An 18,110-nucleotide genomic window follows, 5' to 3' on the forward strand; every position below is an offset into this window, starting at 1 on the left:
GTGGGAAGGGATGCGGCTGCGGGGGCCGGCGACCCGGAGCGGGCTCAGGATGCCGCGGGGCCCAGGCCGGCGGCGGCGAGCAGCTCGCGCGTGAAGGGGTGCCCGGGGTCGGCGAAGACGCACGAGACGGCGCCCGAGTCGACCACTCGACCGTCCTTCATCACGATGACGTCGTCGGCGATCGCGGCGACCACGTCGAGGTCGTGCGTGATGAACACCATCGCGAGGTCGCGCTCGGCCTGCAGCGCGAGGAGGCGGTCGAGGATGCGCGCCCGCACCGCGGCGTCGAGGGCCGACACGGGCTCGTCGAGCACGAGAAGATCGGGCGACACCGCCAGGGCGCGAGCGATCGCCACGCGCTGCCGCTGCCCGCCGGAAAGCTGCGCGGGACGACGGCGCACGAACCCCGGGGAGAGCCCGACCTCGTCCAGCAGCGCGGCGACGGCGGCGCGGCGCCCCCTGCGCGGCACCCCTCCGGCGGCGACGGCCTCGGTCAGGGTTCGTCCGACCGTCCATCGCGGGTCGAGCGCGCCCCACGGATTCTGCTGCACCAGCTGCACGCGCGTGCGCGCGGCGCCGACGGCGACCCGCGATGACCAGGGACGGGCGTCGAAGCGCAGCGACCCGGCATCCGGATCCGTCACCCCCACGATCATGCGGGCGAGGGTCGTCTTGCCCGAGCCCGACTCCCCCACCACCGCGAGGGTGCGCCCGCGGCGCACCGCGAGCGAGACGCCGTCGACCGCCACGCGATCGTCGAAACGCTTGACGAGGCCCTCGGCGCTCACCAGGGGCTCGTCGGTGCGCGGGGCCCGGCCGAGCGGCTCGTGCGAGACCGCCGCCACGAGCGCTCGCGTGTGCGGATCGCGAGGGGATGCCAGCACCTCGGCCGTCGCACCGGTCTCGATGACGCGTCCCTCGTGCATGACGACGATGCGATCGGCGACCCGGGCGACCGCACCGAGATCGTGGCTGATGAACACGACCGCCACGCCGTCGTCGGCGATGCGGCGGAGCAGGCCCAGCACGCGGGCCTGCACGGTGGCATCCAGTGCCGTCGTGGGTTCATCGGCGACCAGCACCGCGGGGTGCGCCGCCAGCGCGGAGGCGATGAGCGCGCGCTGACGAAGGCCCCCCGACAGCTCGTGCGGGTAGTGCCGCGCACGCTCGTCGGGCTCCGGCATCGCCACGCGCTCGAGGCTGTCGCGCACCCGGGTGGCGAGAGCGGCACCGCGCACCGCGGGCTCGTGGATGCGGACCGGCTCGGCGACCTCGGCACCGATGCGGCGCAGAGGATCGAGCGAGACGAGGGCGTCCTGCGACACCAGTGCGATGCGACGACCGCGGAGCCCTCTCCACTGCCTCTCGCCGAAGCCGCGCGCGTCGACGCCGTCGATCTCGAGCTCGTCGGCCGTGCTTCGCAGGTTCGTCGGTGTGAGCCCCAGCAGCGCCCGGGCGCTCACCGATTTGCCGGTGCCCGACTCGCCGACGATCGCGACGCATTCCCCCGGAGCGACGTCGAGGTCGAGACCGCTGACGATCGCGCCCGACGGACCGTCGATGCGCAAGCCCCGCACCCGCACGCCGCTCATGCGCCCCGCTCCTCGACCCGTGCGCGGAGGATGCGGCCGATGACGCTGACGCTCACCACGGTCGCGGTGATCGCCACCCCCGGGAACAGCGCCACCCACGGGGCCTGCAGCAGGAGGTTGCGCCCCGCGGAGAGCATGAGGCCCCACTCCGGCGTCGGCTCGGTGGGACCGAGTCCCAGGAAGCTGAGCCCCGCGGCGGCGAGGATGCTCGTCCCGATCCCGATGGTCGCGAGCACGCTGACGGCACCGAGCACCCCCGGCAGCACGTGGCGCACGTGCACCACCGGGGCGGGAACGCCGATGAGGCGCGCCGCTTCGACGTGCTCCGCCGCCGCGAGCGAGCGCGTCTGCGCGCGCGCGAGTCGCACGTACACCGGAACCGCCGCGATCGTCACCGCGATCGCGACGTTGACCGCGCCGGGACCGAGTACCGCCACCACGAGCAGCGCCACGAGGAACTCGGGGAAGGCCAGCAGCACGTCGACCACACGCATCGTGGCCGCGTCGACGAAGCGCGGCGCCACGGCCGACAGCGAGCCCGCCACGACGCCGACCGCGAGCGCCAGGGTGGTGGCGAGCAGGCCGATGCCGACCGAGCGCCCCGCCCCGTGCACGACGCGCGAGTAGACGTCGCGGCCGCTCTGATCGGTGCCGAACCAGTGCGCCGCGCTGGGCGGCTGCAGCGCGGAGCGCACGTCGGTGAGCAGCGGGTCATGGGTCGCCAGCAGCGTCGGCGCGACGGCGGCGAGGGCGATGGCCGCCAGCACGACGCCCGCGGCGCCCAGCGCCGCCGTTCGTCCGGCGCGGCTCGTCGCGCGCCCGCTCACGACGGCACCGCCGTCCGCGTGCGCAGAGCAGGTCCCGCGGAACGCAGCCGCGGGTCGATGAGGGGCACGACGAGGTCGACGATCGTGTTGACCACGACGAAGACGAGCGCGCTGAGCAGGATCACCCCGGTGATCACGGGCAGGTCGCGGTCGGTGATGGCGGTGAGCGTCACGCGGCCGATGCCCGGTCGGGCGAATACGGTCTCGACCAGCACCGCCCCGCCCAGCAGGGATCCGACGAGGTAGGCGGCGAGGGTGAGTCCCCCGACGCCCGCGTGCCGCAGCGTGTGGTGCACGCTCTCGCGCACCGCCCCGGCGCCGCGGGCCCGCACGATCAGCAGGAACGGTTCGCGCTCGGCCGCCTCGACGCCGTCGCGCAGCACCTGCGACAGCAGGGCCGCGACGGGCAGGGCCAGCGTCACCGCGGGGAGCACGATCGCGGCGCCGTCCCGCGCCCCCGACACCGGGAACCACCCCAGCTGGAACGAGAACACGCTGAGCAGCACGAGCCCCGTCCAGAACACCGGCGACGACAGCACCACGAGCTCGATTCCGGATGCCACGGCCCGGCCCGTCCGCCCGCGCACGAGCAGAGCGGATGCCAGGGCCAGCACCAGCGCGATCACCAGGGCGAGCGCCGAGAGCTGCAGCGTCGGCCCGAGCTGCCGGCCGATCACCTCGGTCACGGGCAGGCGCAGCTGGTACGACTCGCCCAGGTCGCCGCGGGCGAGGCGACCGAGGAACGCCGCATATTGCTCGAGCACCGGGCGGTCGAGGCCGAGATCGCTGCGCATCGCCGCCTTGACCGCATCGCTCACCTGCGCCTGCGGCCCGAGCATCACCTCGACGGGATCGCCCGGGATGACGCGGAAGGCCACGAACGCCAGGGTCGCCGCCCCCCACAGGACCAGGACGACGGATGCCACGAGCCCGCCGACGCGCGTGAGGATCGCGCGCGGGCGAGAGCGTGGCATCCGGTATCCGTCGTCGCAGGGGCGCTCAGCCGACCGTGGCGGTGGCGAAGAGCGGACGACCGTAGAGGTCGAAGCTCAGCCCGGTGACGTCGGGGCGCACGGCGCTGATCAGCGTGGGGCTGTACAGGGGCACGATCGCGGCGTGCTCGGCGTTCCACTGCTGCACCTGGGCGTACACGTCGTTGCGCGCGGCCGTGTCGGTGGTCGAGGCGCCCTGCTCGAGGAGGGCGTCGATCGCCGGGTCGCTCACCTGCGAGGCGTTCTGGAACCCGTCGGTCGCGAGGTGGCTGCGCAGCAGGTCGGGGTCGACGCCGGAGAAGCCCCAGTCGGTGACGTCGTAGGTCTTCGGGCCGTACTGCTCGTTGTACGCGCCCGGCTCGAGCACCTCGCGCTGCAGGTCGAAGCCCACGGCCTTCAGGTCGCTCTGCACGGCGTTGGCCAGCGCGGCGCGGTCATCGGGCACGGGGGTCCAGGCGATCCAGCGGGCCGTGAGGCGCTGGCCGTCCTTGGTGCGGATGCCGTCGGCATCCCGTCCGGTCCAGCCGGCCTCGTCGAGCAGGGCGTTCGCGGCGGCCGGATCGAAGGGCCACGAGTTCTCGAGGCTCGCGTCGTAGCCGGGGGTGGTGGCGCCGAGGATGCTCCACGCGCGAGGGTACTGGCCGAAGAAGATCTCGCTCACGGCGGTGTCGACGTCGATCGCACGGGTGAACGCCTGGCGCACCTTCTGATCGGCGAAGACACCGTACTTCTCGTTGAGGAAGAGCGAGTAGGGCAGGCCCGGGTAGGCGATCGACTGGACGGTGTCGTCGGCCGGCACCTGCGACACGAGGTTCGGCGGCAGGTTGGTCACGACGTCCGCCTGGCCGCTGGAGAGCGCCCCCACCCGCACCGAGGCCTCGGGGAGGATGTCGACGCGAAGCGTCTTGAAGGTCGGCGCGCCGGCGCCGTCGGGACCCCAGGTGTAGTCGTCGTTGCGGGTGTAGACGATGTCCTGGTCGGGCGTGTACTCGGTCAGCTCGAAGGGGCCCGTGCCGACGGTGACGTCGGGACCGCCCGCGGCGAGCTGGTCGGCCTGGGTCTCGAGCACCTTCGGGGAGTAGAAGCCGAGGAGCGCCGTGCTCGCGGCCTGCAGGAACGGCGCGTACGGCTGCGTGAACCGCACGCGCACGGTGTGCTCGTCGACGACGTCGGTGCCCGCGTACAGCTCGCCGCCGAGCATGCTCGCGGCCTGGGCGGAGGCGGTGTCGGGGTCGACGATGCGGTCGAAGTTCGCCTTGACCGCGGCCGCGTCGAAGGGCGTGCCGTCGTGGAAGGTCACGTCGTCGCGCAGGCGGAAGAGGTAGCTCGCGCCGCCGTCCTCGATGTCCCACGACTCGGCGAGCCAGGGCGAGAACGATCCGTCGGCCTCTTGGAACACGAGCGAGTCGAGCACGGCCCGCTGCACCATCGCGGTGACGTCGAGCTGGCTGGTCTGCGGGTCCATCTTGCCGGCCGAGAGGTTCGCGCCCTCGATGGCCCAGACGATCTCGCCGTCACCGGATGCCGCCGGGTCGGACCCGGCGCAGGCGGAGAGGGACAGAGCGGCGACCGCGCCGACGGCCACGGCCGAGAGGACGCGGCGGGAAAGCTGAGAGGGCATGACGAAACCTCGAGGTATCGGGTGGGGAACCCCCAGCCTACCGGTGTTCCTGGACCGGGTGCGGAAAGTGGCGGCTGCGGCGCCGCGCGATCTGCCCGTGCGGGGCGATCGGCCGTTGTGCGGTCGTCTGCCCTGGGTCAGTCATCGGCCTCCGATCAGTCGCCTCCCCGCCACCGCACTTACCCGGAGCAGGTCACTGAGCCTGCAGAGGCACCGAGCTTCGACCCCGGCCCACGTCAGCGATCCGGCCGGGGTCAGTGATCGGCGCCCGATCAGTCGCCTCCTTGCCACGGCACCCGCCTCAGGGCAGATAACTGACCCTGCGACGGCACCGGGCCTCGACCCTCGCCAGGACGGCGCCCACCACTCTCCCGGTCGGCCGTGCGTCAGGCCTTGTGCAGACCTTGCGCGACGGCGTGCATGATCCGCTCCTGCACGTCCTCCCACTGGTGCATGACCTGGGCGTACCCGACTCGGATGACGTGATAGCCCATCAGCATGAGCTGCGCGTCGTGATCGATGTCGGAAGTCCGTTGTGCGCCGACGTGATGCGCGCCATCGATCTGAACCACGAGACGCTCGCCGATCAGCACATCGACGCGGTGACCCGCGATCCAGATCTGCAGGCGGACGGGGAGATGCAACCACCGCAGCCGAACGATGAAGATGGTCTCGAGCCCGGAGTCGGCCCACGGTGACGACTCGTGAGCGAGGCGCCGCGCCGCTCCCGTCCACGGCAGCCGCCGCAAAACCTCCACGTCGATGAGTCGCTGGTTGAGCGCCGAGTCCCACACCGTTCGCGCCCGTTCGTAGGGCTGACACGCTGCGACCGTCATGAGCACGTTCTCCACCCCGTCTTCGAGGGCGTCAGGATGCCTCGGGACGACCGGTCGCTGCCAATGGACGACGGCTGCGGGCCCACGCACCCGACCCGACCCGCGGTACGCGACATGCGGGAGCTCGGGCGACTCTGCGATCCAGAGCTTCAGACGCCGAGCCGCGGTGACGCAAGACAGCACGACGCCCGTACGGGCCGCTGCGACGAGAAGCGGATCCGCACCCGGAACGGCCACCCAGTTGCGTTGCACGCGGAAGAGCAGTCCCTTCTCCACCGCGCGGGCCAGGTGATGCTTGCTGTGTCCCTCGTCGAGGAGCCGTGTCGAGCGGGCGACGCCGCCGAGCAGCGCCACACGATCGGCGATTAGAAGAGTCGGCGGAGGGTGCATACCGTCCATCGTGTCCGCTCGCGGAGAGCCACCGGGGCCGATGGGACGATCCGTGGAACCACGAAGCCCTGGGGAGGAAGGGTCGCCGAGCGACTGTCGAACCCGATCTCCCGTCCACTCCGCAGGCATTGACACTGTCCGCCCTCTCCTATCACCGCTCCCCGTTCGCAATCCGCCTCCGCTCAGTCACCGAACCTCGAACACGACTGACGCTGGGCAGATCGCGAACGCTAGGGCGGCGGCGGGAGCGCCCTGGCCCTGTCTCGTTCACGGCCAGCTCCCGCCACACCCTCCGCAGACCCACGTGCCGCCCGCGACCCCGGTATTCTGGACCCCACACCCATCAGGCACGCTCACACAGTGCCGCCCATATCGCTCGAGGAGTACCCCATGGCTGCCACCATTCCCGACAAGCCCGCGCTGGAAGGCCTCGAGCAGAAGTGGGACGCCGCGTGGAACGAGCGCGGCACGTACGTCTTCGACCGCCTGCGCGCCGCAGAGGCCGGCCGTCAGGGCGTGTACTCGGTCGACACCCCGCCGCCGACGGCATCCGGAAGCCTTCACATCGGCCACGTGTTCTCGTTCACCCACACCGACGTGAAGGTGCGCTTCGAGCGCATGCGCGGCAAGACGGTGTTCTACCCGATGGGCTGGGACGACAACGGCCTGCCGACCGAGCGCCGCGTGCAGAACTACTACGGCGTGCGCTGCGACCCCTCGCTCCCCTACGACGCCGACTTCACCCCGCCGTTCGCGGGCGGCGACAACAAGAGCAGCAAGGCCGCCGACCAGGTGCCCATCAGCCGCCGCAACTTCATCGAGCTGTGCGAGCAGCTCACCATCGAAGACGAGAAGCAGTTCGAGGAGCTGTTCCGCGAGCTGGGCCTCAGCGTCGACTGGACCCAGACCTACCGCACGATCTCGGACGACTCGATCCGCACGAGTCAGCTGGCGTTCCTGCGCAACATCGAGCGCGGCGAGGCCTACCAGGCGCTCGCCCCCACGCTGTGGGACGTGGACTTCCGCTCCGCGATCGCCCAGGCCGAGCTCGAGGACCGCGACCAGCCCGCCGCCTACCACCGCGTCGGCTTCGCCAAGACCGACGGCTCGGGCGACGTGTTCATCGAGACCACCCGTCCCGAGCTGCTGCCGGCGTGCGTGGCGCTCGTGGCGAACCCGGATGACGAGCGCTATCAGCCGCTGTTCGGCACCACGGTGCGCACCCCGCTGTTCGACGTCGAGGTGCCCGTGCTCGCGCACCCCCTCGCGCAGAAGGACAAGGGATCGGGCATCGCCATGATCTGCACCTTCGGCGACGTGACCGACATCATCTGGTGGCGCGAGCTCGACCTGCCGAACCGCACGATCATCGGCAAGGACGGTCGCATCGTCGCCGAGGCCCCCGATGTGATCGTGACGGATGCCGCGAAGGCGGCGTACGCGGAACTCGCGGGCAAGACGGTGTTCAGCGCCAAGAAGCGCATCGTCGAGCTCCTGCAGGAGTCCGGCGCCATGGAGGGCGCCCCCAAGCCCTTCACCCACCCCGTGAAGTTCTTCGAGAAGGGCGACCGCCCGCTGGAGATCGTGTCGACGCGCCAGTGGTACATCCGCAATGGCGCTCGGGATGCCGAGCTGCGCGAGCGTCTGGTGGCCCTCGGCCGCGAGATGTCGTGGCATCCGGACTTCATGCGCGTGCGCTTCGAGAACTGGACCAACGGCCTCACCGGCGACTGGCTCGTGTCGCGCCAGCGGTTCTTCGGCGTGCCGATCCCCGTCTGGTACGGCCTCGACGAGAACGGCGAGCGGGACTACTCGCGCGTGCTCACGCCCGACCTCGCCTCGCTCCCCGTCGACCCGACGACCGACGTGCCCCCGGGCTACACGGAGGATCAGCGGGGCGTCGCCGGCGGCTTCGACGCCGAGCGCGACATCCTCGACACGTGGGCGACGTCCTCGCTCACCCCGCAGCTCGCCGGTGGCTGGCAGCGCGACGAGGAGCTGTGGAACCTCGTCTCGCCGTTCGACCTGCGCCCGCAGGGTCAGGACATCATCCGCACCTGGCTCTTCTCCACGATGCTGCGCAGCGCGCTCGAGGACGACCGGAGCCCCTGGTCGGATGCCGCGATCTCGGGCTTCATCGTCGACCCCGACCGCAAGAAGATGTCGAAGTCGAAGGGCAATGTCGTGACGCCCGCCGACATCCTCAAGCAGCACGGCTCCGACGCCGTGCGCTACTGGTCGGCGTCGAGCCGCCTCGGCACCGACGCGGCGTTCGACCCGCAGAACCCCACGCAGGTGAAGATCGGTCGGCGCCTCGCGATCAAGCTGTTGAACGCGGCCAAGTTCGTGCTGTCGTTCCCCGTCCCCGAGGGGGCCCAGGTCACGCACGCGCTCGACGCGTCGATACTGGCGACCCTGGATGCCGTCGTGCGCGACGCCACCGCCGCGTTCGAGGCGTACGACCACGCACGCGCGCTGGAGATCACGGAGTCGTTCTTCTGGACGTTCTGCGACGACTACCTCGAGCTCGTCAAGGAGCGCGCCTACGACCAGACCGACGTGGGTCAGGCCTCGGCGGCCCTCGCGCTGCGAACGGCCCTGTCGACGCTCGTGCGCCTGTTCGCCCCCGTGCTCTCGTTCGCGTCCGAAGAGGTGTGGTCGTGGTTCGAAGAGGGATCGGTGCACACCGCCTCCTGGCCCGAGCCGCTGGGCATCGAGGGTGACCCCGCGGTCCTGACCGCGGTGAGCGCCGCGCTCATCGGCATCCGTCGCGCCAAGACCGAGGCCAAGGCCTCGCAGAAGACGCCGGTCACCTCGCTGATCGTGTCGGGTCCGAACGTCGCGGCCCTGCGTCTCGCCGAGGGCGACCTGCGCGCGGTCGGGCGCATCGAGACGATCTCGTTCGCCGAGGCCGACACCACCACCGTCACCGACATCGTGTTCGCACCCCAGGAGGCCTGATGCAGCTCGGAACCCGCTGGACCGCCCGTGAGCAGCCGCCGAAGGCCGTTCCCGAGGCGTTGCACGCCCAGATCGCCGCGGTCGAGGCCGCGCTCAACCCCGATGGTCTGAGCGCCCCCGCGCCGCGGTGGACGCTGACCTTCCTCGAAGGACGCCCCGTGGCCGAGCTCGACACGGGGGTCATCGTCTCGCAGGAGGCCTCGGGCGAGGTCGTCGTGCGGTATGACGACGACGCCGAGTTCGCCTGAGCCGTCGTCGCCGGAGAGAGCCCGCCGCCGCCTCCGGGCGGACGGCGGGCTCTCTCGTTCGACGTCGAGAGGTCCCGGTCCCTTCGGCAGGCTCAGGACCCTCCGCCCCGGGTGGCTGAGCGCGTCGATGCCGTCGCAGCGGAAGAGCCGCGGCCGTGACCGCGGACGGCACGCCGCCTAGGCTGGACCGATGACGGATGCCCCCAATCCCCTCCTCGCGCCGCCCTCGCTCCCCTACGATCTGCCGCCCTACGGCAGCATCCGCGTCGAGCACTACCTGCCCGCGTTCCAGGCCGGCTTCGCCGCACAGCGCGACGAGATCGACACGATCACCGCGCAGTCCGATGCGCCGACCTTCGAGAACACGCTCGTCGCACTCGAGCGCAGCGGCGAACTGCTCGGTCGTGTGAGCCGCACGTTCTACACCGTCACCGGTGCTGACGGCACCGCGGAGATCCAGGCCGTCGAAGAGGAGCTCGCTCCGCTCATGTCGGCACACCGCGACGCCATCCAGCTCGACTCCGCGCTGTTCGCCCGCATCGCCGCCGTGCACGCGCAGCTCGACGACCTCGATCTCGACGCCGAGAGCCGCTACCTCGTCGAGCGGTACCACCGCGAGATGTCGCTCGCGGGCGCCGGCCTCGACGACGCCGAGAAGCAGCGCTTGACCGAGCTCAATCAGAGACTGTCGGTGCTCACCAACACCTTCGAGAAGAACCTCCTCGCCGACACGAACGACCTCGCGGTGGTGTTCGACACCGCCGCCGAACTCGACGGACTCAGCGACGGCGAACTGTCCGCCGCCGCTCAGGCAGCGACCAGCCGCGGACTCGACGGCCGCTACGTCGTCACCCTCACCCTGTACACGGGGCACCCGCTTCTCGCCTCTCTGACGGATCGTGAGAGCCGCCGCCGCCTGCTCGAGGCGTCGCGCTCCCGCGCCGCGCGCGGCAACGACAACGACAACCGCGGGCTCCTCCGCGAGATCGTGCGCCTGCGCGCCGAGCGCGCCGCCGTTCTCGGCTACCCCTCGCACGCGGCGGCCGTCCTCGCGGATCAGACGGCGGGGTCGCCGGATGCCGCGCGCGACCTGCTGCGACGGCTCGCCGCCCCCGCAGCGGCCAACGCACGCTGCGAGCAGGACGCCCTGCAGGAGATCGCGGATGCCGACGGCATCCGCATCGAAGCCCACGACTGGGCGTTCTACACCGAGAAGGTGCGCGCCCAACGGTACGACCTCGATCGCGCGGCCCTCCGGCCGTGGTTCGAGGCCGAGCGCGTGCTGCGCGACGGCGTGTTCTTCGCCGCCGAGCAGCTCTACGGCATCCGCATGACCGAACGCCACGACCTGCAGGGGTACCACCCCGACGTGCGCGTGTTCGAGGTGCACAACGCCGACGGCGGCGAGCTCGGGCTGTTCCTGCTCGACCTGTACACGCGCGACACGAAGCGCGGGGGCGCGTGGATGAACTCGATCGTGACGCAGTCCCGGCTCCGCGGCACGGCCCCGGTGGTGGTCAACAACCTCAACGTCAACAAGCCCGCTCCCGGAACCCCGACGCTGCTGACGCTCGACGAGGTCACCACCCTCTTCCACGAGTTCGGCCACGCCCTGCACGGGCTCTTCGCGACGGTGACCTATCCGCACTTCGGCGGCACGGCCGTCTACCGCGACTTCGTCGAGTTCCCCAGCCAGGTGAACGAGATGTGGATCCTCTGGCCCGAGATCCTCACGAATTACGCCCGCCACATCGACACCGACGAGCCGCTCCCCGCCGATGTCGTCGAGCGACTGCACGCCTCCGAGGCGTTCAACCAGGGCTTCGCGACCAGCGAGTACCTCGCGGCCTCCTGGATCGACCAGGCGTGGCACGGCCTCTCGGTCGACCAGGCCTCGGCGGGTATCGACGTGGCGGAGTTCGAGGCGCGAGCCCTCGCCGACATCGGCCTCGACAACCCCGCCGTTCCCACCCGCTACGCCTCGACGTACTTCGCGCACGTCTTCTCGGGCGGGTACAGCGCCGGGTACTACTCCTACATCTGGAGCGAGGTGCTCGACGCCGACACCGTGGAGTGGTTCCGCGAGAACGGCGGACTCACGCGCGCGAACGGCGACCGCTTCCGCCGGAGGCTGCTGGGGGTCGGTGGGTCCGGCGATCCCCTCGCCGCCTACCGCGATTTCCGGGGTCGGGATGCCGAGATCCAGCCGCTCCTCGAGCGGCGCGGTCTCGCCGGCTGAGGTCGGTGCGCGCGGCCGCTCCCGGCGTCCGGGGACGCCGGGTCAGAGCGCGTACTTGAACCCGATGTGCGAGTCGACGAAGCCGAGACGCGTGTAGAACCGGTGGGCGTCCACGCGCGCCGCGTCGGAGGTCAGCTGCACGAGGCTCGCGCCGGTCGCCGGTGCGGCCACGTGCATCACCCACTGCATCACGGCCGTGCCGATGCCCGCCGAGCGTTCCGTCGAGGCCACGCGCACGGCCTCCACCAGCAGGCGGGTGGCGCCGCGTCGGGCCATGCCGGGGATGACGGTGAGCTGCAGGGTGCCGACGAGACGGCCCTCCGCATCGTCGACGACGAGGAGGTCGTTCAACGGAGCCTCGAGCACGCTTCGCAGCGCCGCCGCATAGGCCGTGCCGTCGGAATCGTCACCGCGGTCGCCGCGCGCCGCACTGATCGGATCATCCGCGAGAAGGACCATCAGCCCGGACAGGTCGGCCGGAACGGCCCGACGCAGCTGCACCTCCCCGGCTCGACTCGACAGGGCGACGGGGACAGCAAGAGCGGACAGCATCCCTCCATCCTGCCCGCCTCGGAACCTCTTTGGCCTCGGGGTGCAGGACGGTGCTCGGCGTCCGTCGGGTGGGCGCGCCGGCCGCGCGCTCCTCGGCCCGGCCGCCGGAGGGCGTCCGCGCACCGGTGCACCGCGGACGCGGGAGCGGAGGACCTCAGCGCCAGCCGAGCACGTCGCGGACGAACTGCTGCGAGGCGGGCGCTCCGTCGTTCGCGATGCCGCGCAGGGCCTCTCGCGTCACCAGGAGTCCCGCGGGCGCGTACTGCGCCTCGACGCGGTCGAGGGCAGCGGTGAGGAGGTGCGCCGCGTCGTTCGTCGTGGTCCAGCCGACCAGGGTCGGGTGCGAGAACGCCACGAGCTCCGCCCCTTCGTCGTGAGCGCGGGCGCTCGCGACGACGACCGTCGGGGTGGCGCGTCGGCGGAGCCCGGGTAGGAAGGCGAGCGGGGTGTGCTGCAGCGCGGCATCCAAGATCCCCGACGACCATGTCGGGGAGGGATCCCCGATGCGCACGTCCTGCGCGATCCATTCCGACCCCCGCGCCGACAGGGCCCGCGACATGCGGTCGTCGCCGACGTCGAACCGCTCGGCACGCAGGGCGTCGACGAGAGTCGACAGCGCAGCCCCCGGATCGTCACGCACGACCAGCCGCGCCCCGCGCGTCACTCCCCCGACGGCGAGAGGGCTCACCCGCAGCCGCTCACCGCGCCCGTGGAACACGAGCGGAGTGGTCAGGCGCTGCGGCGCTTCTGCGCCAGCACGATCGTCGGCTGGGCTCCGTCTTCGACGGCCGCGCGGGTGATGACGACCTTCGCGATGTCGTCGGCCGAGGGCACGTCGAACATGATGGGGCCGAGCACGTCCTCGAGGATCGCGCGCAGACCGCGCGCACCCGTCTTGCGGGCCACCGCGAGATCGGCGATCGCGCGCAGCGCGTCGTCGTCGAACTCGAGCTGCACGCCGTCGAGCTCGAACATGCGCTGGTACTGCTTGACGAGGGCGTTGCGGGGCGCGGTGAGGATCTCCATCAGCGCGTCCTGATCCAGCGGCGAGACGGATGCCACGACGGGCAGACGACCGATGAACTCGGGGATCAGACCGAACTTGTGCAGGTCTTCGGGCAGCGCCTCGCTGAAGAGATCGGGCGCGTCCTCCTTACGCTGCAGCGGAGCGCCGAAGCCGACGCCGTGCTTGCCGACGCGAGCGGAGATGATCTCCTCGAGCCCCGCGAAGGCACCGGCCACGATGAACAGCACGTTCGTCGTGTCGATCTGGATGAACTCCTGATGCGGGTGCTTGCGGCCCCCCTGCGGCGGAACCGAGGCGACGGTTCCCTCGAGGATCTTCAGGAGCGCCTGCTGCACGCCCTCACCCGACACGTCGCGCGTGATCGAGGGGTTCTCGGCCTTGCGGGCGATCTTGTCGACCTCGTCGATGTAGATGATGCCCTGCTCGGCGCGCTTGACGTCGAAGTCGGCGGCCTGGAGGAGCTTGAGGAGGATGTTCTCGACGTCTTCACCGACGTAGCCGGCCTCGGTGAGGGCCGTGGCATCCGCCACCGCGAACGGCACGTTGAGGCGCTTCGCGAGCGTCTGGGCGAGGTAGGTCTTGCCGCAGCCCGTGGGGCCCAGCAGCAGGATGTTGCTCTTGGCGATGTCGATCTCTTCGGCGCGCGCCTCGGCGGGCTGCAGCGTGCCGTGCGCGCGGACGCGCTTGTAGTGGTTGTAGACGGCGACGGCCAGGGCGCGCTTGGCGGGCTCCTGACCGACGACGTACTCCTCGAGGAAGGAGAAGATCTCGCGCGGCTTGGGCAGGTCGAATTCGGCGACCTCGCCGGCCGAGGATTCGGCCATGCGCTCTTCGATGATCTCGTTGCAGAGCTCCACGCACTCGTCGCAGATGTACACGCCGGGACCGGCGATCAGCTGCTGCACCTGCTTCTGGCTCTTGCCGCAGAAGGAGCACTTGAACAGGTCGGCGCTCTCACCGATGCGTGCCATGCCGGTTCCTCCCGTCACCCGGCCCCCGCCGGTGTGTACCCGAGCCTAACCCGAGCCCGCGACATCCGAGGGCATTTGCGCGCCCGGCGGTGTCGTGATCGCCGACGGCGGACCCTCCCTCCCCCGCGTGAGTCGCCAGGATCTGTCGCTCCCGCATCGCCGGGGACGGCGAATTCCGGCGACTCACACGGAGCGCCCCGCGCACGACGAAGCCCCGCAGACCGAAACGGGTCTGCGGGGCTTCGTCGTGTCGCGAGCGTGTCAGGCGGTGAGGGCCGCGGGCTGACGCTTGCGGGTCGTGAGCACCTGGTCGACGATGCCGTACTCCATCGCCTCGGCGGCGGAGAGGATCTTGTCGCGGTCGATGTCCTTGTTGACCTTCGAGACGTCCTGACCGGTGTGGCGGGCCATCGTCTCTTCGAGCCAGGTGCGCATACGGAGGATCTCCTGCGCCTGGATCTCGATGTCGGACGCCTGCCCGTGACCGGCCTCGCCCATGGCGGGCTGGTGGATCAGGATGCGGGCGTTCGGCAGGGCCAGACGCTTGCCGGGCGCGCCGGCGGCCAGGAGCACGGATGCCGCGGACGCGGCCTGACCGAGAACCACGGTCTGGATCTGCGGCGAGACGTACTGCATCGTGTCGTAGATCGCCGTCATGGCCGTGAACGAGCCGCCAGGCGAGTTGATGTACATGATGATGTCGCGGTCGGGGTCCTGCGACTCGAGCACGAGCAGCTGGGCCATGACGTCGTCGGCCGAGGCGTCGTCGACCTGGACGCCCAGGAAGATGACGCGGTCCTCGAACAGCTTGTTGTAGGGGTCCTGGCGCTTGTAGCCGTAGGCCGTGCGCTCCTCGAACTGAGGAAGGACGTAGCGGCTCGAGGGCATGTGGGCCGCTGCGCCACCGAAGGTGGGGATGTTCATGTCGGTGTCCTTTTCCTCTCGACTCAGGCCGCGGTTCCGCCGCCGCCGGTGACGTCGGTGGCGTGCTCGCGCATGTGGTCGACGAAGCCGTACTCGAGGGCCTCCTGAGCGGTGAACCAGCGGTCGCGGTCACCGTCGGCGTTGATCTGCTCGACGCTCTTGCCGGTCTGGTTCGCGGTGATCTCGGCGAGGCGGCGCTTCATGTCGAGGATGAGCTGCGCCTGCGTCTGGATGTCGCTCGACGTGCCGCCGAAGCCGCCGTGGGGCTGGTGCAGCAGCACGCGCGCGTTGGGCGTGATGTAGCGCTTGCCCTTGGTGCCGCTGGTCAGCAGCAGCTGGCCCATCGACGCCGCCATGCCGATGCCGACGGTGACGATGTCGTTCGGCACGAACTGCATCGTGTCGTAGATCGCCATGCCGGCCGTGATGGAGCCGCCGGGCGAGTTGATGTAGAGGTAGATGTCCTTCTGCGGGTCCTCTGCCGCGAGCAGCAGGATCTTGGCGCAGATCTCGTTCGCGTTCTCGTCGCGCACCTCCGAACCGAGCCAGATGATGCGGTCCTTCAGCAGCCTGTCGAAGACGCTCGTTGCCATAAGGGGTTCGGGCATGTGTGCTCCTCTTCCGGTGATCTGCAACGAATCTACCGGCGGGTCCGGGGGCGGGATGCCGTGTTCGCCGCGGGCGGATCAGCGCGGATCGTCGGCGATTTCTCGCGCGTATCCGGTCACGGAACGGGTATAGCGCGGCAGGTGCGGCGCGAGGGCCTGGAGAGCGACGGATGCCGCCTGCTCCGGCTCCCCGCTCGACACCAGCGCGAGGGCGTAGAAGGCGGCAGCCGCGTCGTGCAGCTCCCCGCGCGGCTCGCGCTCGTACTCCGCCCGGAGCATCCCGAGCGCCTCCTCCGTCTTGCCGAGGTTGCGGATGGTGCTGGCGAGCTGAATCGTCGCGCGGGTGCGGCGCTCATCGTCGAGGCCGATCTCGAGCGCGCGACGGTACAACACCTCGGCCTCGTCCTCGACGCCCGCCGAGTCGCGTGCTCCCGCCCGCTCGAAGAGCGCCACGGCGTCGTCGTCGGGTCGCTCGGCGGCGAGCTCGTCGATCCGCGAGATCACCTCGGTGGGGCTGAGCGCATCATCGGCCCAGACGGCATCCACTCTGCTCTGCCAGTCGTCCATGTGTCGCATCCATCTCTCGTCAGGCATGTCGAGTGTCCAGGACACTCCGCCGACCGTCGGTACGCGCGGCGTGTTCGGGACACTCAACAGGGGTCGGTGACCCGGATGTCGAGCGTCTGGACACGACGCGCGAGCGGTGCGCTGGAGGGCGTGTCGTGGACGCTCACCGGAATCCGGGAACGAAGAAGGGGGCGGATGCCGTGGCATCCACCCCCTCCGTCATGACTTACTCGCCGTCGGCGGCGTCGGCCTTCTTCTTGGCCGGGGCGCGCTTCTTGGCGGGAGCCTTCGCGGGGGCCTCCTCAGCGGCGGCCTCCTCGGCGGGAGCCGCGTCAGCGTCGGCCTTCTTCTTCGCGGGGGCGCGCTTCTTGGCCGGAGCCTTCGCGGGGGCCTCCTCAGCGGCGGCCTCCTCGGCCGGCGCCTCGTCCGCGACGTCGTCACCCTCGACGGGCTCTTCGCCCTCGACGGCGACGAAACCGGTCAGGTCGACGGGCTTGCCGTCGGTGTCGACGACGGTGACCTTGCCGAGCGCGATCGCGAGGGCCTTGTTGCGGGCCACCTCGCCGACGAGCGCGGGGAGCTGGTTGCCCTGCTGCAGCGCGTTGACGAAGTCCTGCGGCGCCATGTTGTACTGCGCAGCCGACTGGATGAGGTACTGCGTCAGCTCGTCCTGCGACACCTGGACGTTGGCGTCCTCGGCGATCTTGTCGAGCACCATCTGCGTGCGGAACTGCTTCTCGCTCGCCTCGGTGACCTCGGCGCGGTGCTCGTCGTCTTCGAGGCGGTTCTCGCCCTCGAGGTGGTTGTGCACCTCGTCCTCGATGAGCTGCGGGGGCACGGGGATCTCGACGGCCTCGAGGAGGGCGTCGATGAACTTGTCGCGCGCGGCCGAACCCTGCGTGAACACGGCCTGCTGCGACACGCGCTCACTGAGCGACTCGCGGAGCTCGGCGATGGTGTCGAACTCGGACGCCATCTGGGCGAAGTCGTCGTCGGCGTCGGGGAGCTCGCGCTCCTTGACGGCCTTGATGGTGACGGCGACCTCGGCCTCTTCGCCGGCGTGCTCGCCACCGACGAGCTTCGAGCGGAAGGTGGTCTGCTCGTCGGCGGTGAGCGACTCGATCGCCTCGTCGATGCCCTCGAGCAGCTCGCCGGAGCCGATCTCGTACGACACGCCCTCGGCGCGGTCGATCTCGTTGCCGTCGATCGTGGCGACGAGGTCGAGCTCGACGAAGTCGCCGCTGGTGGCCGGACGGTCGACGGTGACGAGCGTGCCGAAGCGGGCGCGCAGGCGGTCGAGCTCGGCGTCGATGCCGGCCTCGTCGGCGGATGCCGCGTCGACGGTCACCGTGATGGTGTCGTACGCGGGCAGCTCGAACTCGGGGCGCACGTCGACCTCGACATCGACGACGAGGTCGCCGGAGAAGTCCTTCAGCTCGGGGAGCTCGACGATCTCGGCGCTCGGGCGGCCGATGACGCGGAGGTCCTGCGCCTCGACGGCCTGACGGTAGAAACCGTCGAGACCCTCGTTGACGGCGTGCTCGATGACGGCGCCGCGGCCCATGCGCTGGTCGATGATCGGCGCGGGGACCTTGCCCTTGCGGAAGCCGGGGATCTGCACGTCGCGGGCGATGTGCTCGTAGGCGTGGGCGATGCTCGGCTTGAGCTCGTCGGGCGAGACCGTGATGTGGAGCTTGACCCGGGTGGGGCTGAGCTGCTCGACGGTGCTGTTGACCATGCGGTGTGTTCTCCTCG

General features: G+C 70.7%; 15 protein-coding genes. 3 read left to right on the top strand and 12 right to left on the bottom strand.

What is annotated here, in order from left to right:
- Positions 1–44 precede the first annotated feature (44 nt).
- The 5 genes from AB0N82_RS11975 to AB0N82_RS11995 form a co-directional block, all read right to left on the bottom strand.
- Entirely contained in the window at positions 45–1,592 is a 1,548-nt protein-coding gene (locus AB0N82_RS11975) for an ABC transporter ATP-binding protein (protein WP_363391833.1), read from the bottom strand.
- Positions 1,589–2,419, bottom strand: a complete 831-nt coding sequence (locus tag AB0N82_RS11980) for an ABC transporter permease (RefSeq protein WP_315995598.1) — start codon at positions 2,417–2,419, stop codon at positions 1,589–1,591. Before AB0N82_RS11980 ends, AB0N82_RS11975 begins: the two co-directional genes overlap by 4 nt.
- Positions 2,416–3,393: an ABC transporter permease gene (locus AB0N82_RS11985; protein WP_363391836.1), complete on the bottom strand. Its 978-nt coding sequence runs from the start codon at positions 3,391–3,393 to the stop codon at positions 2,416–2,418. Before AB0N82_RS11985 ends, AB0N82_RS11980 begins: the two co-directional genes overlap by 4 nt.
- A 25-nt stretch (positions 3,394–3,418) precedes the next feature.
- Positions 3,419–5,032 carry an ABC transporter substrate-binding protein gene (locus AB0N82_RS11990; RefSeq protein WP_363391838.1) on the bottom strand — a complete coding sequence of 538 codons (1,614 nt, stop codon included), beginning with the start codon at positions 5,030–5,032 and terminating at the stop codon, positions 3,419–3,421.
- A 386-nt stretch (positions 5,033–5,418) separates the two neighbouring features.
- On the bottom strand, positions 5,419–6,258 hold the full coding sequence (locus AB0N82_RS11995) for a DUF559 domain-containing protein (protein ID WP_363391840.1): 840 nt from the start codon (positions 6,256–6,258) through the stop codon (positions 5,419–5,421).
- 390 nt (positions 6,259–6,648) lie between these two features.
- Between AB0N82_RS11995 and valS the strand changes: the two genes are divergently transcribed.
- The 3 genes from valS to AB0N82_RS12010 all read left to right on the top strand — a co-directional run bounded on the left by valS (position 6,649) and on the right by AB0N82_RS12010 (position 11,706).
- On the top strand, positions 6,649–9,219 hold the full coding sequence (gene valS, locus AB0N82_RS12000; RefSeq protein WP_363391842.1) for a valine--tRNA ligase: 2,571 nt from the start codon (positions 6,649–6,651) through the stop codon (positions 9,217–9,219).
- A complete protein-coding gene (locus AB0N82_RS12005) occupies positions 9,219–9,467 on the top strand; it encodes a hypothetical protein (RefSeq protein ID WP_298872502.1) in 249 nt (82 codons plus the stop codon). The genes valS and AB0N82_RS12005 overlap by 1 nt, the downstream gene beginning before the upstream one ends.
- 190 nt (positions 9,468–9,657) lie before the next feature.
- Positions 9,658–11,706, top strand: coding sequence for a M3 family metallopeptidase (locus AB0N82_RS12010; RefSeq protein WP_363391844.1), 2,049 nt, complete (start codon positions 9,658–9,660; stop codon positions 11,704–11,706).
- A 42-nt stretch (positions 11,707–11,748) separates the two neighbouring features.
- Here AB0N82_RS12010 and AB0N82_RS12015 read toward each other — a convergent pair whose 3' ends face one another.
- The 7 genes from AB0N82_RS12015 to tig all read right to left on the bottom strand — a co-directional run bounded on the left by AB0N82_RS12015 (position 11,749) and on the right by tig (position 18,093).
- Positions 11,749–12,258, bottom strand: coding sequence for a GNAT family N-acetyltransferase (locus AB0N82_RS12015; RefSeq protein ID WP_315995591.1), 510 nt, complete (start codon positions 12,256–12,258; stop codon positions 11,749–11,751).
- 154 nt (positions 12,259–12,412) lie between these two features.
- Complete coding sequence (locus AB0N82_RS12020; protein WP_363391847.1) at positions 12,413–12,946, bottom strand: hypothetical protein; 534 nt, start codon at positions 12,944–12,946, stop codon at positions 12,413–12,415.
- Positions 12,947–12,987: 41 nt separating this feature from the next.
- The gene (clpX, locus tag AB0N82_RS12025; protein ID WP_315995589.1) at positions 12,988–14,256 is read right to left on the bottom strand and encodes an ATP-dependent Clp protease ATP-binding subunit ClpX; all 1,269 of its coding nucleotides are present in this window, start codon (positions 14,254–14,256) and stop codon (positions 12,988–12,990) included.
- 261 nt (positions 14,257–14,517) lie between these two features.
- Positions 14,518–15,180: an ATP-dependent Clp protease proteolytic subunit gene (locus tag AB0N82_RS12030; protein WP_315995588.1), complete on the bottom strand. Its 663-nt coding sequence runs from the start codon at positions 15,178–15,180 to the stop codon at positions 14,518–14,520.
- A 23-nt stretch (positions 15,181–15,203) separates the two neighbouring features.
- Complete coding sequence (locus AB0N82_RS12035; protein ID WP_058231493.1) at positions 15,204–15,788, bottom strand: ATP-dependent Clp protease proteolytic subunit; 585 nt, start codon at positions 15,786–15,788, stop codon at positions 15,204–15,206.
- Between the two features lie 78 nt (positions 15,789–15,866).
- On the bottom strand, positions 15,867–16,382 hold the full coding sequence (locus AB0N82_RS12040; RefSeq protein WP_315995587.1) for a tetratricopeptide repeat protein: 516 nt from the start codon (positions 16,380–16,382) through the stop codon (positions 15,867–15,869).
- Positions 16,383–16,581: 199 nt separating this feature from the next.
- Positions 16,582–18,093: a trigger factor gene (tig, locus tag AB0N82_RS12045; RefSeq protein WP_363391850.1), complete on the bottom strand. Its 1,512-nt coding sequence runs from the start codon at positions 18,091–18,093 to the stop codon at positions 16,582–16,584.
- Positions 18,094–18,110 lie beyond the last annotated feature (17 nt).

Origin of the sequence: Microbacterium sp. NPDC089186 (genome assembly GCF_040685115.1) — a bacterium.
In the GTDB taxonomy this organism is placed as follows: Bacteria; Actinomycetota; Actinomycetes; order Actinomycetales; family Microbacteriaceae; genus Microbacterium; species Microbacterium galbum.

Bases quoted from the DNA above. Each gene is read 5' to 3' on its own strand.
- AB0N82_RS12035 (WP_058231493.1), bottom strand. From the start codon at position 15,788: ATGCCCGAACCCCTTATGGCAACGAGCGTCTTCGACAGGCTGCTGAAG.
- AB0N82_RS11985 (WP_363391836.1), bottom strand. From the start codon at position 3,393: ATGCCACGCTCTCGCCCGCGCGCGATCCTCACGCGCGTCGGCGGGCTC.
- valS (WP_363391842.1), top strand. From the start codon at position 6,649: ATGGCTGCCACCATTCCCGACAAGCCCGCGCTGGAAGGCCTCGAGCAG.
- AB0N82_RS12005 (WP_298872502.1), top strand. From the start codon at position 9,219: ATGCAGCTCGGAACCCGCTGGACCGCCCGTGAGCAGCCGCCGAAGGCC.
- AB0N82_RS11995 (WP_363391840.1), bottom strand. From the start codon at position 6,258: ATGCACCCTCCGCCGACTCTTCTAATCGCCGATCGTGTGGCGCTGCTC.
- AB0N82_RS12030 (WP_315995588.1), bottom strand. From the start codon at position 15,180: ATGAACATCCCCACCTTCGGTGGCGCAGCGGCCCACATGCCCTCGAGC.
- AB0N82_RS12015 (WP_315995591.1), bottom strand. From the start codon at position 12,258: ATGCTGTCCGCTCTTGCTGTCCCCGTCGCCCTGTCGAGTCGAGCCGGG.
- clpX (WP_315995589.1), bottom strand. From the start codon at position 14,256: ATGGCACGCATCGGTGAGAGCGCCGACCTGTTCAAGTGCTCCTTCTGC.
- tig (WP_363391850.1), bottom strand. From the start codon at position 18,093: ATGGTCAACAGCACCGTCGAGCAGCTCAGCCCCACCCGGGTCAAGCTC.
- AB0N82_RS11975 (WP_363391833.1), bottom strand. From the start codon at position 1,592: ATGAGCGGCGTGCGGGTGCGGGGCTTGCGCATCGACGGTCCGTCGGGC.
- AB0N82_RS12040 (WP_315995587.1), bottom strand. From the start codon at position 16,382: ATGCCTGACGAGAGATGGATGCGACACATGGACGACTGGCAGAGCAGA.
- AB0N82_RS12010 (WP_363391844.1), top strand. From the start codon at position 9,658: ATGACGGATGCCCCCAATCCCCTCCTCGCGCCGCCCTCGCTCCCCTAC.
- AB0N82_RS11990 (WP_363391838.1), bottom strand. From the start codon at position 5,032: ATGCCCTCTCAGCTTTCCCGCCGCGTCCTCTCGGCCGTGGCCGTCGGC.